Raw genomic sequence first — 17,646 nt, forward strand, 5'->3', positions numbered from 1 at the left:
GATCATCTACCCCTTTAGCACCGCATCTATATACAACTGCGGATAAAGCAGTACATCCCCTGCCTGAGACACATAAGGATACACCCATTCAGCGCCTGCACCAAGCAAAACGATAAGAACAAGAAGAAACGCAGCCGGGGTCAAGAGACATTTAGGCAAGCCCTGCTCCGGTTCACGAGTCAAACGAAACTCTCCCCAAAAACCGTTCATAAAAATATTCATCAGCGAATATAAAACGAGCAAACTGGAGGCAAGACCGATACCTGTAAGCCAGTAATGAGCGCCTTCCAAACCGCCTTGCACAATTAACAGCTTCCCAATGAAGCCGCTAAGCGGAGGAACCCCGACAATCGCCAGCGCCGTTACGAAAAACATCCATCCCATGACAGGATGACGTTTAATCAAGCCGCCTATATCCTTCAGTTGAGCTGAGCCTGCCGCTGCGATTAAAGAACCGCCCAGCAGAAACAACAACGCCTTGGCAATCATATCGTGCACAAGATAGTACACAACCCCTTCGAGTGCGGCCTTGTTTGCCACAGCCAGACCAAAACAGATAAAGCCTACGGAAACCACGATATTATAGATCATAATTCGGTTAATATCCCGGTAAGCAAGGGCGCCAATCGCTCCCAGAATCATGGTTGCAGCGGCCATCCAGACGATAATGGTATGCGTGACCCCCGGCTCGTGATAAAAAATAAGTGTAAAGGTCCGGATGATGGCATATACTCCAACCTTGGTCAGCAAGCCGCCGAACAGCGCGGAAATCGCAGCGGGAGGCGTACTATAGGAGCCCGGCAGCCAAAAGAACAGAAACAAGCCCGCCTTTAACCCGAATACGATGAGAAATAAAATCGCTGTCACGGTCAAAACACCGCCTTGCCCCGCCTCCGCCACACGGGCGGACAGATGAGCCATGTTGAGTGTACCCACTGCGGCGTACAGGTAAGCAACGGAAGCTACAAACAGCGCTGAGGAAAGAATATTAATAAGGATATACTTGAGCGATTCTCTCAGCTGCAGCTTTGTCCCTCCAAGAACAATCAACGCGTAGGAAGAGATCAGCATGACTTCAAAACAGACGAACAGATTAAAGATGTCTCCCGTTAAGAAGGATCCGATAACCCCAACCAGGAGAAACTGGCTGAACGTATAAAAATAATGCTTTTCTTTTGCTTCTCCGATGCTGCCAAACGCATAAAACAAGCACGCGGCGCCTATGATTGCCGTGGTCAGCACCAGCAGAGCGGCAAACATGTCCGCTACGAACACAATACCGAAGGGAGGAAGCCATCCGCTCATATACAAGGTATGGATCCCTTTACTTTGCACCTGCTGCACCATGTAAGCCGATACGGCAACGTTCAACAGCACACTGAAACCGGTAATCCGGCGCTGTATGGCAATATTGCTGAAAAAAATGAGAATGATTGCTGTAACAAGAGGTATCAACAGCGGCAGTACGATCAAATTACTCATCATCTTGTCCCCTTAACTGTTCCATATCGTCCGTCCCAAGTTCACGGTACGCCCTGTACGCAAGTACAAAAAATAACGACGTTACACCGAAACTGATTACAATTGAAGTCAGGATCAACGCCTGCGGCAAAGGATCGGTGTAGGCCACCGAGTTCTCTCCTAACAGCGGCGCGGCTCCCGTCTTCAATCTTGACATCGTAAGAAGAAGCAGATGCACTCCATGGGTGATGATGTTAGTTCCCAAGATAATTCGGAGCAGACTGCGGCTCAAAATCAGATAAGTCCCAACTGTGAACAACACGCCGATGGTGACGGACATGAGAATTTCCATAGCTAGCGATCCTCCCCAACCGACAGAATAATGGTCATAGTCACTCCTACAACCGCTAAATACACACCCAGATCAAAAAGCACAGCCGTAGCCATTGCGGTTTTCCCAAGGATCGGAAGCTCCCAGTAGTCAAACGTGTGGCTAAGAAAAGGGACGCCAAACAGGAACGAGCCAATCCCTGTCAATACGGCCAGCAAGAGTCCAAAAGCCGTTATTTTCCGAAAATTGAACGGAACGACTTTGCGGATGGTCTCCATATCGAAGGCCATAGCCAGCAGCACTAACGCAGCGGCACTCATCAGCCCTCCGATAAAGCCTCCGCCGGGGTTGTTGTGACCTGCGAAGAACAAAAACGCAGATACGGTCAAGATGATAAATACGATGATTTTCGTTGCGGTTTGCAAGATGACATCATTGGCCTTCATGAAAGCGCCCCCCTTCACGAAATCTTCCGGATTGTAAAGCCCCATTCCTGTCGTCGGAATCCGTGTCCGCCTGAGCTGCCGAATCGTTGGGCTTGCCCTCACGGAGCTTGATCAATGAATAAATCCCCAGAGAGGCAATACCCAGAACCATGATTTCCAGAAGCGTATCAAAGCCCCTGAAATCGACCAGAATGACGTTTACGATATTATTACCGCCCGCAGACGCATAGCTTTCTCTCACGTAATACTCCGATATCGATTCGAACATACGCGATCCATGGGCAGACAAAGCGACTAAAGTCACCACGATCCCCACTCCAATGGAAATCAGCAGATTCGATATCCGAAACGGGATCGTAGACACTTCTTTTTTCAGCTTGGGCAGGTGATAAAAGCAAAGCAGGAAAAGCGCAACAGACACGGTCTCAACAATCATTTGGGTCAGAGCCAGATCGGGCGCTCTAAAAATAACGAAAAACAGTGTAATCATATAGCCTACAGCGCCCACCAGAATAACCATTGTTAACCGGGAACGGGCGAACGGGACGGCTACGGCCGCAGTCAGCATCACCGCAACAAGGACGATTTCATAAATCGAAATATCAGCGTATTCGGCGCCTGTCCAGTTTAATCCGTCCGATCTGATCAGCACAGAACCGACGATGAAAATAAAAAACGTGAAAATATAGACCAAATAATCACGGATCGAGCCTGTCATGTACATCCGCGTAATCCGGTTGGACACCCGTTCCATGAGCTGAAGTCCCCGGTCATAAAAATAATTCAATGCCAGCTTCTGCGGGAATATCCCATAGATGCCCTGCCAGCGCCTTAACTGCATATAAAGCAGCGTACCCAGCGCTATGACGCCCATGGTCATAAAGAGCTCAATTGTCCATCCGTGCCAAAACGATATGTACACCAAGAACTTGTCACCTGGTTCGAGAAGCCCCGGAAGCATGGAAGCCAAGGCGGGTTCGATCAAAGAATAAGACAAGATATCAGGGAATAGTCCGAACAGAACGACTAAAGAAACCAGAACGGCTGGCGACAGCAGCAAACCTAGCGGAGCCTCATGAGGCTTCTTTTCCAGCTTGTCCGACTGGTATTTGCCTCTAAAGGTCCGAAATACAAGGATCATACAGTAGATAAATGTGAAAACGCTGGAAATCCAGGCCAGGACGGGAAACAGCATCCCCCATGTTTGCATATTATAAATATCCATTTTCGATGCATTCAGTACCCCGGTAAAGAACATTTCCTTACTGAGAAAGCCGTTAAACGGCGGCAGGCCGGCCATCGAGAACGCCCCAATCAGGGCAAACGTGTACGTCACCGGCATCAGTGAAGCCAAGCCGCCGAGTTTACGGATGTCCCGGGTTCCCGTTTCATGGTCGATAATGCCCGCGACCATAAACAGCGCACCCTTAAACGTGGCATGATTGATCAGATGGAACACGGCGGCCGTCATCGCCAGAATATAAAGCTGAGACTCTTCACCATATCCGAAGTATAAGGCGGCAGAGCCGAGTCCAAGCAAGCACATGATCAACCCAAGCTGGCTGACCGTTGAAAAAGCAAGAATGGCTTTTAAATCCGTTTGTTTGACAGCCGAAAACGATCCCCAGAACAGCGTGACCAGACCGAACGCGGATACAAGCCAGAACCATTCGGCAGACCCGGCAAATACCGGAGTGAGTCTGGCCACTAAATAAATGCCTGCTTTTACCATTGTGGCCGAGTGCAAATAAGCACTGACAGGCGTTGGCGCTTCCATCGCATCGGGAAGCCAGATATGAAACGGAAACTGCGCCGATTTCGTGAACGCTCCGAGCAGCATAAGAAGCATTGCGGGAATAAAGAGGGCATGTCCCGTCACCGCGTCCAGATTGGCAATGATCTCCCGAACGCTGAAGGTGCCTGACATGACGTACAGCAGAACGATACCGGCAAGCATCGCGAATCCGCCGAACACGGTAATGAGCATCGATTTTAACGCGCCATATCTGGCTCTCTCTCTCTGATACCAGAACGCAATCAAAAGAAAAGAGGACAAACTCGTCAATTCCCAGAATCCATACAGTACTACAAGGTTATCGGAAAGAACAACACCGAGCATGGCTCCCATAAACATTAACAGGTACGCATAGAAGTTATGAATGGCTTCTTTGTTTTTGTATAAATAGAATATGGAATAAAGCACAACAAGACTTCCGATTCCCGTAATCAGCAATGAAAACAGGAGTCCCAATCCGTCCAAATAAACCGTGAAACGAATATCTAATGAAGGGATCCACGGTGCCGACAGATGCTTGACATCACCGTTTCGGACCGAAGGCAGCTGCATAATAAAGTACGTAAACAGCAGTACCGGCGCCGGCAGAACAAACCATCCCGTATGAATACGCCGTACGTATTTGTAGAGTAGTGGAACGACCACTGCAAAAAGAAACGGCACAAAAATCGCTGCATGAAGCAAAGACAACCCTATTCCTCCATTCCAAAAAATATAATTTGTATCTTTATCTCTGTCGAGAATCAAGAATCATCGATTGTGAAAAATTTGCAAAAAGTCCCCCCTATGATCGGTATAAAACCATGTTATTATGCGCACCTTATTACTAAAACATTCCTTTTAACAACAACAGAATTGTCGAATTTAAACAAACAACCATTTTAACATGTTTTGGAGTGGTAATCATGCTATGGTACAAAATCACCGCCTGCGCAGCAGTTTTTGTCATGCTCCTGCTTTGGAGCTGGCAGACAGATCGAAGCATCCGTAACCACCATTATACCGAATCCTTCCAGCAATCCAGGGAGAATGGAAGGATTGTACATGCACATCAGCTTTATTCTCCATTGTACACATTCCGTCCTCGCGAATACGTAAAAATTATTCGGTACAGATTGGATTAAGAGTGACGTTGTGTATGAATACAGTATACATCATATTTGTTACGAAATATAACACGGAATGGTTTCAAAAAAATGATGCATAAACATGAAGAAGCTATCCGCAGCGGACAGCTTCAGGAAGAAGAACCTGATTTTCCAAACGAGGACCGTGACACTAACGGTCAAAATCAAAGTGATATTTAATATCCAGGTGCCTGTCGGTCAATATTATATTTTTGATCACCTCCTGCAGCAAAACCCGTGTCCGCTCCAAATCCTGAAGCTCCAGCTTTTTAAATTCATCCAGGTAACGGTCAAGCGATGATGCTTCCGTTATTTGTCCGGCCAGCTCCCCGAGTTGTTTCTCCAAAAGGGCGGTTTCTTCGTCAAGCCGCTGGATCTGATTCTTCATCTCAAGCATCTGCCGTTGATAGGTTTTTGCATCGAAAAGTTCCCTTTGCTGAAAAAGATCGACCTGATTTTTCCTCCACTTTTCCCGCGTTTGCCGCTTTACCTTCATCTCCTGCCGCAGCCGCTCCATTTCTTTCTCTTTATTGACGGTAATCCTAAACCAGTCGTTAGGCAGCTTGTCCAGCCGGGTGCGTATAAGTCTAACGACGGCCCCCTCCAGCTCGTCGGCGTTTACATTCGCTTGCGGGCAAACCTCGCGGCCGAACTTGTGATACGTTTTGCAGATGTAGTACCGGTACTCCTTGCCGTTGTAGGATCGTTTTTGGCAAATCATCCCCTGATTGCACTTGCCGCAGATCAAGATGCCGGTAAGCGGATGGTAGGCCCGCCTCGGTGCACGGTTATGACTTTTGGATGAAAGAATCCGCTGCGCCTCATAAAACGTTTCCTTATCGATTAACGCCTCATGCGCGTTCTCAACGATTTGCCATTCGGTCCTATCCATCCGCAGCTGTACCTTCTTCTTCGTCATTTTCCCGCTGTCGTCATATTCCCGCTGCAGCTGATTGCGCCTGGTGCCGTAAACCACATGGCCGATGTAGGCTTGATTGCGAAGCAGCTTGTTCACACTTTCACGGCTCCACAGGTTGCCGTTTTTGGTCCGGATGCCCTTTTGATTCAAATATTCGGCTACTTTAAAGGTGCCCATGCCCTTGTGCACATAGAGATAAAACACGAGGACGGGAATATCCTTCCGTTCGGGATCGATCTCAAGCTTCTTCGTTTCCCTGTTGACTTGATATCCAATGGGGGGCTCTCCTCCCCACTGTCCCCTGCGCGCCTTCTGCTTTCTGGCGCTGCTGACGCGCGCTGATATTTTTTTGCTCTCTTGTTCGGAGAGGACGGACAAAATATCAAACGTGATGTTATCTTTATTGAGCGAGTCATAATTATCATTAATGGCTACGACCCGTACGCCGTATTGTTCGAACATCCCGATGATCGCCGGATTCTCCTGCTTGTCGCGGCCCACCCGGCTGACTTCCTTGAAAACCAGCAGCTGAAACCGATGATTTTTGGCATCCTGTATGGCCCGTTTCATTTCGGCGCGGTCAAACACGCTGGTGTAGTAACCCGAAACCGCCTCATCCCGGTAAAGGATAATATCCGTATCATCGTACTGCCGGCCCAATCGGCTGATATATTCCTGGCATTGGCTGATTTGATTCTCAATCGAATCCCCTTGCTGATCCGTACTGACCCTCGCATAAATCGCACATTTTATTTTTTCCTGCTGCATGAGTGTTCCCCCTGGCTTGAGTTCATTGTAAAGGGCTCATCAGAAGGTTCAAGCGCCGCATGAATCGGATCGTTCACGGATACTTGGACGTCCACCCCGTACTTGGTTCTGGCGAATTCCGCCACCCTGACTGCCATCCACTTGGATACAGGCTTATCTCCGTCCACCTCATTGAAGGTAAAGTTCATCTGACCGCCCTCCATCCATGTCATCCCTTACCTCAATGTATGTTGAAGAAAGCTTGTCTTATGTGCCGCTCTTTCCTGTGGACAAAAGATCCGGCAGCAAAAAGAAAACCTTTCGCAGAGCCTCGCTCTGTGAAAGGTTCGTTGCAGACTGTTGATGACCGGTTATCTTCCCATCCATCCGCCGTCAACCGTTAAAAGTTGTCCGTGAATATAATCGGAAGCGCCCGAGGCCAGGAAAACAATACTGCCCTTGAAATCGTCCGGCAAGCCCCATCGTCCGGCCGGAATGCGTTCCATAATTTGACGGCTTCTGGTTTCGTCCTGCATTAATGCCGTATTCATATCCGTGGCAACATATCCGGGGGCAATCGCGTTCACATTGACATGGTGCCGTGCCCATTCATTGGACAAAGCCTTCGTTAATTGGGCTACGCCGCCTTTGGCCGCAGCGTAGGCAGGTACGGTAAGCCCGCCCTGAAAGGACAGCAGAGAAGCGATATTGATGATTTTCCCTTTCTGCCGCGGAACCATATGGCGCCCGGCCTGCTGGCACAACATCCAAACCGCCTTGAGATTGACGTTGATGACATCGTCCCAATCGGATTCGGGAAAATCCACAGCCGGCGATCTGCGCTGGATTCCGGCGTTGTTCACCAGAATATCCATCTTCCCGAAAGCGGATACAACCGAAGGGACCGCATTCTTCACATCGTCCGGCCGATTCATGTCGCAAGGAATGATCGTGCATTTTCTGCCGAGCCGTTCGATTTCTTCTTTTAATTGCTTTTGTTCCGCAGAACGCTGCAGGAGAGCAATATCCGCCCCCGCCTCCGCCAAAGCTAAAGCCATGGCATAGCCGATTCCTCTGGTCGCACCGGTAACCGCCGCCACTTGGCCATCCAACCGAAATACATCAAGAATCATGATTAGTCCTCCAACGGGATTAAGGTCGAATAATAATTTTTAAGGCCTCTTCAGGATTTTCCATCAGCGCAAATCCTTCCGCAATCCGTTCGAGAGGCAGTTCATGCGAGATCAGACCGGAAAGATTCACTTGATCTCCAGCCATGAGGGCAATGGCCGTTTGAAAATCGGTTCTGCTGTAGCAGCGTGTCGTGGTCAAGGAAAGCTCCTTAAAATGCATGGCGGCCAAATCGACCGTCGGCGGCTGTTTAAATAAGCTGACTACGACGATTTGCCCCTGAATTTTGGCCACCTCCGTCATTTGTTTGGCAGTGACGGAAGTTCCGGCTACTTCAAACACGACATCGGCACCTTTGCCGCCGGTTAAGCTTTTGATTTCTTGAGTGATATCCGTCTGCCTGGCATCAAGGACCGTCCACCCGAGTTCCTGAGCTTTCGCAATCCGGTAAGGGCTTACATCGACGGCAATAATCCGTCCCGCTCCGCTGCGCCTGGCGACCATGCCGACAAGCAAGCCGATCGGACCGCAGCCGATAATGACGACGTCGTCGCCGATTTTAACATGGGATCGGCGAACCGTATGAACGGCTACGGCTAACGGTTCCGTGAGAGCCGCCAAGCTGTCGGATAAATGCCCGGGATACCGGTGCAGACGGTGCACAGGCACCTTGGCATACTCGGCAAATCCGCCGTCCATATCGATTCCGATAAGACGAAGCGTTTTGCATACATGGGTCTGTCCGGCAAGGCAAGCTTCACATTCCCCGCAGCTCAGGGTAGGCTCTATAACAACGCGTTCCCCGGGTTGAAAGGAGCTGTCTCCGGCCACCTTTTCGATCACGCCGCAAAATTCATGCCCCAAGGCAAGGGGCGCTTTGGCCCGGGGATGCTTTCCGGCATAAATCATCATATCCGTACCGCAAATGCCTCCCGCCAGGACGCGGATCAACGCTTCTCCATGGGTGGGTTCAGGTATCGGCAGCTGTCCTGGCACCACCTTTTTTCTCCCAGATAAATACCAGCTCTCATCCCGTTCATCCTTCCGTCTTTGAATTACCATGCTTATGATGGCCGTCGTTATCGTTCAAAAAAGAACAAGCTTTGTGAGACGGTTTTAAAGGCTTCCGTATAATGATCTTTGGCCGCTTGTCGGATATGCTCCTGATCCCCTTCAGAAATCGCGTCCACGATGGAACGATGCTGATGGATCAGCTGCGGCACCCCTTCCACAGCCCGGGCAAACCGGTTTTTAGTGGCTACCAGCAGGGCGGCAAATATGATAGGCCGAATGCCGTTCCATAAGCGGAAAATCCTTTGATGGTTGCAGTAGCGTATCATCGTTTCATGAAATTCCATATCATATCGAGAGAAATCGACATCGTCGTTATGCTTTGCGGCCAATTCCATCTTGTCTATGATATGCAGCAGCGTATTTCTTCTGCTTTCATTGAAATCATGTGAGAGGCGCTCCAATATGAAGCCTTCGATCAGAATGCGAACATCATAAATTTCCTGCATATCTTCCGGGGTTAGGCCAAGAATCACAACCCCCATGCGTTCCAGGCGGATCAGCCCTTCATTTGAAAGGGTTTTCAATGCGTCCCGAACGGGGCCTCTGCTTGTGCCAAAATCCGCGGCAATCTGATTCTCGGACAATACGGAGCCTTTCTCCAGTTTTCCGCCAATGATTTGAATTCTTAGTTCATTGGCTATTTTCTCGCCTAAAGGCAGCCCTTCCATTAAGGAGGCCGGAAATTCAGTATTCATCGGTGTCCCTTCATGATTAGATGATTTCGGTAAACTTGTTAACAAGTTTACAGTTATAATTTTACAAAGAAATTGAACATCAATCAATACGTTCAGGAAAAAAAACATAGGATTTTATCTTAAATGAAATTCGCCTCGAATTTACTTTTTATGGACTTCTTTGAGGCGGCGTTGCAGCAAAGGCAAATACGGCCCCTGCCGCCCAGAAAAAAATCATCAGCCATAAAACAGGATTGTAATTTCCGAGGCGATCGTATGCGAATCCCAGCTGCATCGGACCTACAGCCGAACCGAACACCATGGCGAACGTCGTCATGCCGCTGATTTGAGCCAGGTGTCGGCGGCCATAATAATTGGCCCATATGACCCCCAGAGGCACATTGATCAGCCCTTGTCCTACTCCCCATGCGACAGCAAACAGGAAGATCATCATCTCCGATTGTGCTGCAATGAGAAGTATCGGGGCCAACAGGTTGATGACAAAGGTTAAACCAAGCATCGCGTGGACCTTGACCCGCTCGACAATGAATCCGGCGATCAACGAACATGCGAAGCTGATCAAAGGAATAAAACTCAAGATCCAGGCGATCGTCGTTCGATCGATCCCATGCTCGTTCAAGATCGAGAAGATATGAATCGTGATTCCGCCATATATCATTGGCGGCACAGCCGTGCAGCCCATAATCAACCAGAAGGATTTGGTTCTCATGGCCTCGCGAAGCGTCCAGGCATCTTCGGCAGCCGGAGCTTGCGAAGATGCCTGATCCGAGCCCGGCAGCATATGATCCGGTAACAACCCGACATCTTCCGGTTTATTTCGCACAAGAAAAAAAGCTGCAGGAGCGAAGCAGCATAAGATCGCTGCACCTAACACCCTCCATGCCGCAGGCCAGCTAAAGGTTTGAATCAACCAGTTATTCAACGGGGGAAAGATCGCCGCTCCGAGCAATCCTCCCAGGCCGGCATAACTTAATGCCCGGCCTCTCTGTTTGACAAACCACTGGGAAACCAGGGTGTTCGGAATAAGAAACATCGAGCCCTGTCCTAACAAACGGATCATAAAAAAACCGATAAACAGAGTCAAGGTCCCCGCCACAAAGCTGTTCCACCAGCATGCCAATCCCAATAACACAGCGGTCCACGTCATCATGACCCGATGCCCGAAACGGCCAGTCAATTTCCCCACGGCAAACAATAAGAATCCGGCAGTCAAAGTAGCCAATGAATACAGGCTTGAAACCGTTGTTCGATCCATATGAAAGTCTCTCATATAGAATTCAATAAAGACCGAGTTCGAATAAGCTTGGCCCGGCCCGGAAAAAAAGATGCCCAGACCGCTTATAAAAACGATACACCAACCGTAATAAAATGAGGTTTGAATGGGAACAGATTGCGTGTAGGAACGATTTGAAGCCATGTCGTCGTTTGAATATGACACGAAATTCCTCCTACCTGTGGAGTATCTGTTTTTAAAATGTTTTACTTAATGCCGGAGGTTGCAATGCCCTCTACGATATACCGTTGGAAAAATAAAAACATTAAGAATACCGGTACGATGGATAGCACCGACATGGCAAACAGTGAACCGAGCGCTGCCTCCCCGCCCGCATCGGTAAACATTCGAAGTGCCAGCGTAACCGTATATTTCTTCACGCTGCTGAGATACAAAAGCTGGCTAAAGAAGTCGTTCCATGTCCAAATGAATGTAAAAATCGTTGTCGTCACGATGGCCGGAGTCGTCAGCGGCAGAATGATCCGTGTATAAATGCCGATGGGACCGCATCCGTCTACGGTTGCTGCTTTATCCAGCTCCCGCGGCAGGGAACGAATAAATTGCACGGTGAGAAAAACAAAAAATCCTTCAACGGCAAAAAACTTCGGTACGACAATGGGAAGTATGGTATTGACCCACTCCAATTTATTGAAAATAATATATTGCGGAACAATCAGAACATGCAAAGGAATCATCATGGTCATCAGCATCAGAGCAAACATCACTTTTTTCCCCTTGAATTCCAGGCGCGCAAAAGCATACGCCGCAAGCGAGCACGATATGATATTCCCGATCACGGCTAGTCCGGCCATAAGCAGCGAATTAAGGTAAAAGGTCGTAAATGTCGTCCCCGATGTCCCCTTCCAGCCTTTGATGTAGTTTGAAAGCGTAAGGTTTCTCGGCCAAAGACTGTTGTCTGTCAGGATGGTTTCCGTAGGTTTAAATGAACTGATGAGCATCCATAGTACCGGGTACAGCATAATGATGAACCCTGCGATGATAAGTGTGTGAAGCAGCACCTTTTGTATTCGAACATTGTTTGCCATTTGATCCGCCACCCCTAATCCGCGTAATGAACCCACTTTTTCGTCGTCAAAAAGATCAGCCCGGTGAAGCATGCGATGATGATAAGCAGTGCCCATGCCATGGCGGAAGCGTAACCCATCTGGAAGTTGCCGAAACCGTTCTGATACAAATAAAGCGTATAGAATAACGTCGAATTGACGGGTCCGCCCGTTCCGTTACTGATAATGTAGGCCGGCGTAAAGGCTTGAAACGAACTGATAATCTGCATGATCGCATTAAACAATACAATAGGGGACAGAATGGGCAGAGTAATATGGAAAAATTGACTCCACTTGCCCGCACCGTCCAGGGATGACGCTTCATAATAATCCGGGGGAATTTGTTTAAGTCCAGCCAGAAAGATCACCATCGGAGAGCCAAACTGCCACACCTTCAGAAATATAATGGACCAGATGGCATAATCGGGCGTCCCCACCCAGCTTGGCATATCGATCCCGATCAAGCCCAACACTTGATTGACCATTCCGTGATCACCGAACACCTGCTGCCAAAGAATGGCAATCGCCACACTTCCTCCGATGAGAGAAGGGATGTAATAGACTGCACGATAAAAACCAAGCCCCCGTATGCCCCTGTTTAAGAGCAGCGCCAAAAAAAGAGCAAAGGCTAATTCTAACGGCACCGCAACCAGCACATAAATCAACGTGACCTTTAGCGCTTGCCAGTACTGCGGATCCGAGGTGAACATCGTTATATAGTTTTTTAGTCCGATCCAATCAGGAGAGGATACGAAATTATAGTTCGTAAACGAAAGATACAACGAGCTGAGGATCGGGATGGCGCTGAACACCAGAATTCCGATCAACCAAGGTCCGAGAAAGAGATATGGAATGATCCATAACCATCGCTTGCGGTTAAATAATATCGACATAGCATGAGATCTCCTCTGTATAACAGGAGCTCAAGCGTTAGCCTTTGAGCTCCTGCCCTATGATTTGACTTATCGATTCAAAATCTGATTCGCCTGGGCAAAGAAATCGTCTACCGCTTGTGGAATGGTTTTCTTGCCGAAAGCGATAGCTTCGTTATTGGAAAGCAGCAGTTTTTGAACCGATGTGCTACCGCCCGGCATCGTTGGATAAGGCTTCGTAGACGGCATCATTTCATTAACGAAAGCGTACTCCTTCTCCTCCGGCTTGCCAAGCAGCGGCTTGATCACTTCCTGCATGGCTTTGGAAGCCTGCGGACCATGCTCACCTTTAAAGATTTTAGCCGCATCCGGATCGTTCACGACGAAGTCAATCAGCATGGCCGCTTCCTTAGGATACTTCGTTTTTGCGGAAATTCCCAGCGAAGCCACGATCAGAGGAACCTTCTTTTCGCCGTTCGGGTCCATAGGATAGCTGACGATACCGAGTTCATCTTTCGTGCTGCCTTGATAGATTTTTAACTGGTTGGAGCTTTTGCTGATCATCGCCACCTTGCCTCTTGCCAGCATCGACTGTTCCTGTGTTTTATCCCCTTGCTCGGATTGAATGGCCGCAGGCGGGGTCAGGCCTTCTTTTCGCATTTGATCCCAGAACGTAAACCAGTCGGTTAGATCCTTCTTATCGATGCCCAGCCCGTTCTCTGTAAACACCGACTTGCCCCTTTGCTGGGCGTACAGCTCCAGCACCCTGTACACGCCGCCTTCATCCTCCGTTGCCCAAGCATCATTACCCAACGATTTTTGAAGAGCCCTCGCCGTCGCAACATAGTCATCCCAGGTCCAGTTGTTTTTAGGCATGTCCAAACCTGCATTTTTAAACATAACCGTATTGTAAATAACCCCTGTAATATTGTGTCCAAGGCTGATCGCATACAGCTTGTCATTCACTTTGCCTCCGCCAACGTCAACCGGATCGAAATCCTTCACATTCAAATCGCCCGATGCGATTAACGGATCCAGGTCAAGCATCATATTTCGCTTTACAAAGTCAAATTGAAAGAAGCTGCTCGTTTGCATCACATCCGGCGCGTTGCCTCCGGCTGCTTGCGTCGTGAATTTTTCCGCATATTGGTTCTCGGTCGTGAATTCACGCGAAACTTTAATGTTTGGATGCTTCTGCTCAAACAAATCGAAAAGCTGATTCATTTTATCATGGCGTGCTTGTCCGCCCCACCAGGCCACACGCAGTTCCACTTTCTCCCCGCCGTCGGACTTGTCCGCATTAGCGTTCGCGCCAGTAGTCTCTTCGCCTCCGCAACCGGCTAACCCTGCAACCAACGCGGCAGTCATTATCGGAAATAACACTTTTTTAGGATTCATGGATTTCCCCTCCGTAGAATTGATGTTATTGAAACCCCTCTACTTCCGTTCTGCTTGGAAACGATGCTTGTGCGCCAAAGCCGGTTACCGACAGCGCAGCCACTTTTTGAGCAAATCGAACGGCCTCCTCTAACGAACCGCCTTCGGCTAAATAAACGCCCAGTCCCGCATTAAAGGAATCGCCGGCCCCTGTCGTGTCCATAACATCGACTGTATACGCTTTCAAACGTTGTACAGCCTCTCCCGCAGAATAAGCGACTCCTTCACCGCCAAGTGTCATGACCACTTGCCGGACACCCTTGCTTTTGAGATCATGTATGATTTCTTCTACATCGATATCGCCTTCGGCCCGCCCGGTCACAATGAGCTTGCCTTCCGTTTCATTGGGTGTAAGGATATCGATTTGCTTCAGAAGAGCCTCCGGCAAAGATCTGGCCGGGGCGGGATTTAAGATCACCGGAACCTGATGGCGGTTGGCGATGACGACGGCTTCTTCCACCGCCTCCATCGGAATTTCCAATTGGATCAACACCACATCCGCTTCACGAATGATCGACTCCGCTTGACGAACATATTCGGGTGCCATTCGGTCGTTGGCTCCGGGTGCAATGACGATGCTGTTCTCGCCGGATTCACTTACCGTAATCATGGCCACTCCGCTGGAACTGCCGGAAACCGTCGTCACATAATCCGTATTCACATTTGCTTTATGTAAGTTATCAAGCAGCTCTCGCCCAAACCCGTCATCGCCGACACAGCCTACCATATGTACATGCGCCCCCAGCCGGCTTGCAGCCACCGCTTGATTGGCGCCTTTACCGCCAGGCATGGTAGAGAATGTGCCGCCTTTAATCGTCTCTCCTTCTAAAGCAATTCTCGGCGCCTTGACGACAAGATCCATATTTAAACTTCCGACAACTACAATTCGCGCCGGTTGTGTCACATTAACCCTCCCACATGAAATCTGATTTCTTACTCGTTTATCTTCATATCCTGCGCAGCGTAATGCCGTTCCATCTCGTACAGTTTCTCCACTCTACGCCGGAATTCTTCTTCCGTGCTGAATTCCGCTTTCAAAAAACTTTCGAGCAGCTCGACCACAATCACAGGGCCGATAATTTGGGCGCCTACGCACATCACATTAACATCATCGTGCTCAACACACTGATGCGCGGAGTAAATGTCGTGGCAGACGGATGCCCGAATGCCCGGAATTTTATTAGCCGCGATACACGCCCCGACACCTGTTCCGCATACCATAACGGCCCGCTCCACTTCGCCCGACAGGACTGCCTCACATACCGTTCGCGTGATATCCGGAAAATCAACAGGATTACTATCGTACGATCCGAAATCCTTCACCTCGTGTCCCATTTCTTGCAAGGCGGATATTACTGTTCCTTTTAACGGAAAACCCGCATGATCTCCTCCGACTGCTATTCTCATTTTCTTTTTCCTCCAAATGATGTTTACGTATATTCTATTTGCCCTTCAACTGCTGGTTAAAAATTTTACTTATCCGCCTAAATTCGGATTATTTTTCGGTTAATCGATTAAATTAAGCTGCATAAAAAACGAGAGAATCGTTCGTACCTGACTGTCCGCTGATATCATAAGCCCGATAGGACGTCTCTCGGTCGATCGAAAACGCCGTTGAACGAATTCCCGCCCGAGCAGCCGCAGGAATGCCGGATGATCAACGCCGGATCCATGTACATAATTTCTCTCTTCACTTGCTTGTCTTTAATTCTCGCCAGTATTAAGTTTGCCGCATGCACACCTTGATGGTAAGCGGGTTGCCTTACCGTAGTAATCGGCGGATCTACGATCTCCGCCCAGTCGGAGTCATCGTAACCCAAAACTGCAATCTGATCGGGAATGCGGAGTCCCGATTCCTTCAAATATTTGTATGCCCCGAGTGTCATGGAGTTGTTGGAAATAAAGACGGCGTCCGGTTTCGTGTCCTGTTCCATCAGTTCTTTCATTTTGTCGTAGCCGCTCTGGATGTCGAAAAGCCCTTCCTTTACCAGTTGATCCGATTCCGTTATGCCGTAATCCTCAAGCGCTCTCCTATATCCGGTCAATCGATCTTTACCCGTACTAACGGAAGAAGGCCCGGCAATAATTGCAATTTTACCGTATCCATGCCGGATCAGATGTTCAGTAGCGATATATGCCCCTTGTATATTATTCGTCATAATCACATCGGAATTCATGAATTCCGGGCACCGGTTCAGGAATACGATCGGTACCCCCGTTTTCTCCAGTGAACGAAAATAATCGCCCGTATTCCCGGCGGATGAGACGATCAGACCGTCTACCCTTTGACCTATTAACACGTCGAGGTACTTTCGTTCTTTCTCCAGTGAAGAATCCGTATTGCACAGCAGAATGCTGTAGTTGCTTTTGGCAAGCTCTTCTTCTATTCCTCGGACTACAATGGAGAAGAACGGGTTGGCGATATCGGAGATCAGCAGCCCTATAATTCGGGATTCCTGTACACGCAAGCTCTTGGCTACGCTGTTGGGCTGATAGTTAAGCGCTCTGATCGCAGAAAAAATTTTGTCCTTCACTTCTTCGCTGACATATTTCGTTTCATTTAAAGCATTGGATACCGTAGCCGTGGAAACTCCAGCCATTTTGGCTACCTCTTTGAGAGTCGCCCTCTTCAATTAGCGGTTTCACCTCCTTTTTAATCGTTTAACCAGAGTATAAACCTGAGCGATCCTACTTGTCAATACAAATGTAATCGCTCTCTTCATCATTTCCATGTGACTTTGATCACAGATAAAGCCATTCAAATCACATATAATGCAGACGTAAAGAAACCAACAGCGGCATGCCATACAATCTCAAATGGGAGCTGAAGCTTATGAAAATCGTAAAAATCAATAAAAACAACCATCGTTTTAACGGCCTTATTCCAGTTATCCTTATCTTGACTGTGGTCATTTGTTCTCCGTTTCTTTATTTCCTGATTCAACTTATGCTTGGAAATGAAGCTGACTTTATTTATCACCCGTTTGAATATAAATAAAAGCCCAAAACCTGGCCCGGCTTCAGCAGCAGTCGGGCTATCTTTCATTACCTCCCGCACAGCGCCCCTTTTTGGCTTCTCCATCGGACACTTACAGATTACTCAGCCTTGCGGAATACTCGCAATGAACCAGTCTACTTATGCCACCCCCAAATCCATGGGCTCCTTTGAAAAATATATCGCTCGCAGCTTCTTTTTCTGGATGACACGCTTTCTGCGCACAAAATACGAACATGTGGAAATCATATTTATTGCTCACCATACGGAAGCGAAGGT

The 17,646-nt window shown here is 48.6% G+C and carries 17 protein-coding genes and 1 pseudogene; 1 reads left to right on the forward strand and 17 read right to left on the reverse strand.

All coding sequences use genetic code 11. From position 1 onward, the window contains the following. Positions 1 to 6 precede the first annotated feature (6 nt). The 17 genes from EXW96_RS16010 to EXW96_RS16090 all read right to left on the reverse strand — a co-directional run bounded on the left by EXW96_RS16010 (position 7) and on the right by EXW96_RS16090 (position 17,418). Complete coding sequence (locus EXW96_RS16010) at positions 7 to 1,482, reverse strand: Na+/H+ antiporter subunit D (protein ID WP_174350967.1); 1,476 nt, start codon at positions 1,480 to 1,482, stop codon at positions 7 to 9. Beyond that, positions 1,475 to 1,813 (reverse strand): Na(+)/H(+) antiporter subunit C, encoded by a 339-nt coding sequence (locus tag EXW96_RS16015; RefSeq protein ID WP_074727282.1) that lies wholly within the window; start codon positions 1,811 to 1,813, stop codon positions 1,475 to 1,477. The genes EXW96_RS16010 and EXW96_RS16015 overlap by 8 nt, the downstream gene beginning before the upstream one ends. A 2-nt stretch (positions 1,814 to 1,815) precedes the next feature. Then, the gene (locus EXW96_RS16020; RefSeq protein WP_074727283.1) at positions 1,816 to 2,238 is read right to left on the reverse strand and encodes a Na(+)/H(+) antiporter subunit B; all 423 of its coding nucleotides are present in this window, start codon (positions 2,236 to 2,238) and stop codon (positions 1,816 to 1,818) included. Beyond that, entirely contained in the window at positions 2,225 to 4,723 is a 2,499-nt protein-coding gene (locus tag EXW96_RS16025; RefSeq protein ID WP_083351208.1) for a Na+/H+ antiporter subunit A, read from the reverse strand. The genes EXW96_RS16020 and EXW96_RS16025 overlap by 14 nt, the downstream gene beginning before the upstream one ends. A 588-nt stretch (positions 4,724 to 5,311) precedes the next feature. Then, positions 5,312 to 6,847 carry a recombinase family protein gene (locus EXW96_RS16030; RefSeq protein WP_174350944.1) on the reverse strand — a complete coding sequence of 512 codons (1,536 nt, stop codon included), beginning with the start codon at positions 6,845 to 6,847 and terminating at the stop codon, positions 5,312 to 5,314. Further along, entirely contained in the window at positions 6,829 to 7,035 is a 207-nt protein-coding gene (locus EXW96_RS16035; RefSeq protein ID WP_074727285.1) for a hypothetical protein, read from the reverse strand. The genes EXW96_RS16030 and EXW96_RS16035 overlap by 19 nt, the downstream gene beginning before the upstream one ends. Positions 7,036 to 7,197: 162 nt before the next feature. Beyond that, positions 7,198 to 7,959: an SDR family oxidoreductase gene (locus tag EXW96_RS16040; protein ID WP_062406858.1), complete on the reverse strand. Its 762-nt coding sequence runs from the start codon at positions 7,957 to 7,959 to the stop codon at positions 7,198 to 7,200. Positions 7,960 to 7,978: 19 nt separating this feature from the next. Next, positions 7,979 to 8,956 (reverse strand): zinc-dependent alcohol dehydrogenase, encoded by a 978-nt coding sequence (locus EXW96_RS16045; protein ID WP_309225117.1) that lies wholly within the window; start codon positions 8,954 to 8,956, stop codon positions 7,979 to 7,981. Between the two features lie 80 nt (positions 8,957 to 9,036). After that, positions 9,037 to 9,726, reverse strand: coding sequence for a GntR family transcriptional regulator (locus EXW96_RS16050; protein WP_074727287.1), 690 nt, complete (start codon positions 9,724 to 9,726; stop codon positions 9,037 to 9,039). A gap of 148 nt (positions 9,727 to 9,874) precedes the next feature. Further along, the gene (locus tag EXW96_RS16055) at positions 9,875 to 11,164 is read right to left on the reverse strand and encodes an MFS transporter (RefSeq protein ID WP_145862486.1); all 1,290 of its coding nucleotides are present in this window, start codon (positions 11,162 to 11,164) and stop codon (positions 9,875 to 9,877) included. Between the two features lie 41 nt (positions 11,165 to 11,205). Beyond that, positions 11,206 to 12,045, reverse strand: a complete 840-nt coding sequence (locus tag EXW96_RS16060; protein WP_062406851.1) for a carbohydrate ABC transporter permease — start codon at positions 12,043 to 12,045, stop codon at positions 11,206 to 11,208. 14 nt (positions 12,046 to 12,059) lie between these two features. Then, complete coding sequence (locus EXW96_RS16065) at positions 12,060 to 12,956, reverse strand: carbohydrate ABC transporter permease (protein WP_062406849.1); 897 nt, start codon at positions 12,954 to 12,956, stop codon at positions 12,060 to 12,062. Between the two features lie 69 nt (positions 12,957 to 13,025). Then, positions 13,026 to 14,333 (reverse strand): ABC transporter substrate-binding protein, encoded by a 1,308-nt coding sequence (locus EXW96_RS16070; protein WP_174350945.1) that lies wholly within the window; start codon positions 14,331 to 14,333, stop codon positions 13,026 to 13,028. A gap of 25 nt (positions 14,334 to 14,358) precedes the next feature. Further along, entirely contained in the window at positions 14,359 to 15,276 is a 918-nt protein-coding gene (gene rbsK, locus EXW96_RS16075) for a ribokinase (RefSeq protein ID WP_174350946.1), read from the reverse strand. A 29-nt stretch (positions 15,277 to 15,305) separates the two neighbouring features. After that, the gene (locus EXW96_RS16080) at positions 15,306 to 15,779 is read right to left on the reverse strand and encodes an RpiB/LacA/LacB family sugar-phosphate isomerase (RefSeq protein ID WP_062406845.1); all 474 of its coding nucleotides are present in this window, start codon (positions 15,777 to 15,779) and stop codon (positions 15,306 to 15,308) included. 164 nt (positions 15,780 to 15,943) lie between these two features. Then, positions 15,944 to 17,005, reverse strand: a complete 1,062-nt coding sequence (locus EXW96_RS16085) for a LacI family DNA-binding transcriptional regulator (protein ID WP_139170771.1) — start codon at positions 17,003 to 17,005, stop codon at positions 15,944 to 15,946. Positions 17,006 to 17,130: 125 nt separating this feature from the next. Further along, positions 17,131 to 17,418 carry a hypothetical protein gene (locus tag EXW96_RS16090; RefSeq protein ID WP_074727292.1) on the reverse strand — a complete coding sequence of 96 codons (288 nt, stop codon included), beginning with the start codon at positions 17,416 to 17,418 and terminating at the stop codon, positions 17,131 to 17,133. A 97-nt stretch (positions 17,419 to 17,515) separates the two neighbouring features. Here EXW96_RS16090 and EXW96_RS16095 point away from each other — a divergent pair. Continuing rightward, positions 17,516 to 17,646 (forward strand): annotated as a pseudogene (locus tag EXW96_RS16095) (DUF444 family protein); the annotation flags it as partial.

Origin of the sequence: Paenibacillus sp. JMULE4 (assembly GCF_013337105.1) — a bacterium.
Lineage (GTDB): Bacteria > Bacillota > Bacilli > Paenibacillales > NBRC-103111 > Paenibacillus_G > Paenibacillus_G naphthalenovorans.

Bases quoted from the DNA above. Each gene is read 5' to 3' on its own strand.
- EXW96_RS16010 (WP_174350967.1), bottom strand. From the start codon at position 1,482: ATGAGTAATTTGATCGTACTGCCGCTGTTGATACCTCTTGTTACAGCA.
- EXW96_RS16015 (WP_074727282.1), bottom strand. From the start codon at position 1,813: ATGGAAATTCTCATGTCCGTCACCATCGGCGTGTTGTTCACAGTTGGG.
- EXW96_RS16020 (WP_074727283.1), bottom strand. From the start codon at position 2,238: ATGAAGGCCAATGATGTCATCTTGCAAACCGCAACGAAAATCATCGTA.
- EXW96_RS16030 (WP_174350944.1), bottom strand. From the start codon at position 6,847: ATGCAGCAGGAAAAAATAAAATGTGCGATTTATGCGAGGGTCAGTACG.
- EXW96_RS16035 (WP_074727285.1), bottom strand. From the start codon at position 7,035: ATGAACTTTACCTTCAATGAGGTGGACGGAGATAAGCCTGTATCCAAG.
- EXW96_RS16040 (WP_062406858.1), bottom strand. From the start codon at position 7,959: ATGATTCTTGATGTATTTCGGTTGGATGGCCAAGTGGCGGCGGTTACC.
- EXW96_RS16050 (WP_074727287.1), bottom strand. From the start codon at position 9,726: ATGAATACTGAATTTCCGGCCTCCTTAATGGAAGGGCTGCCTTTAGGC.
- EXW96_RS16060 (WP_062406851.1), bottom strand. From the start codon at position 12,045: ATGGCAAACAATGTTCGAATACAAAAGGTGCTGCTTCACACACTTATC.
- EXW96_RS16065 (WP_062406849.1), bottom strand. From the start codon at position 12,956: ATGTCGATATTATTTAACCGCAAGCGATGGTTATGGATCATTCCATAT.
- EXW96_RS16070 (WP_174350945.1), bottom strand. From the start codon at position 14,333: ATGAATCCTAAAAAAGTGTTATTTCCGATAATGACTGCCGCGTTGGTT.
- EXW96_RS16080 (WP_062406845.1), bottom strand. From the start codon at position 15,779: ATGAGAATAGCAGTCGGAGGAGATCATGCGGGTTTTCCGTTAAAAGGA.
- EXW96_RS16090 (WP_074727292.1), bottom strand. From the start codon at position 17,418: ATGAAAGATAGCCCGACTGCTGCTGAAGCCGGGCCAGGTTTTGGGCTT.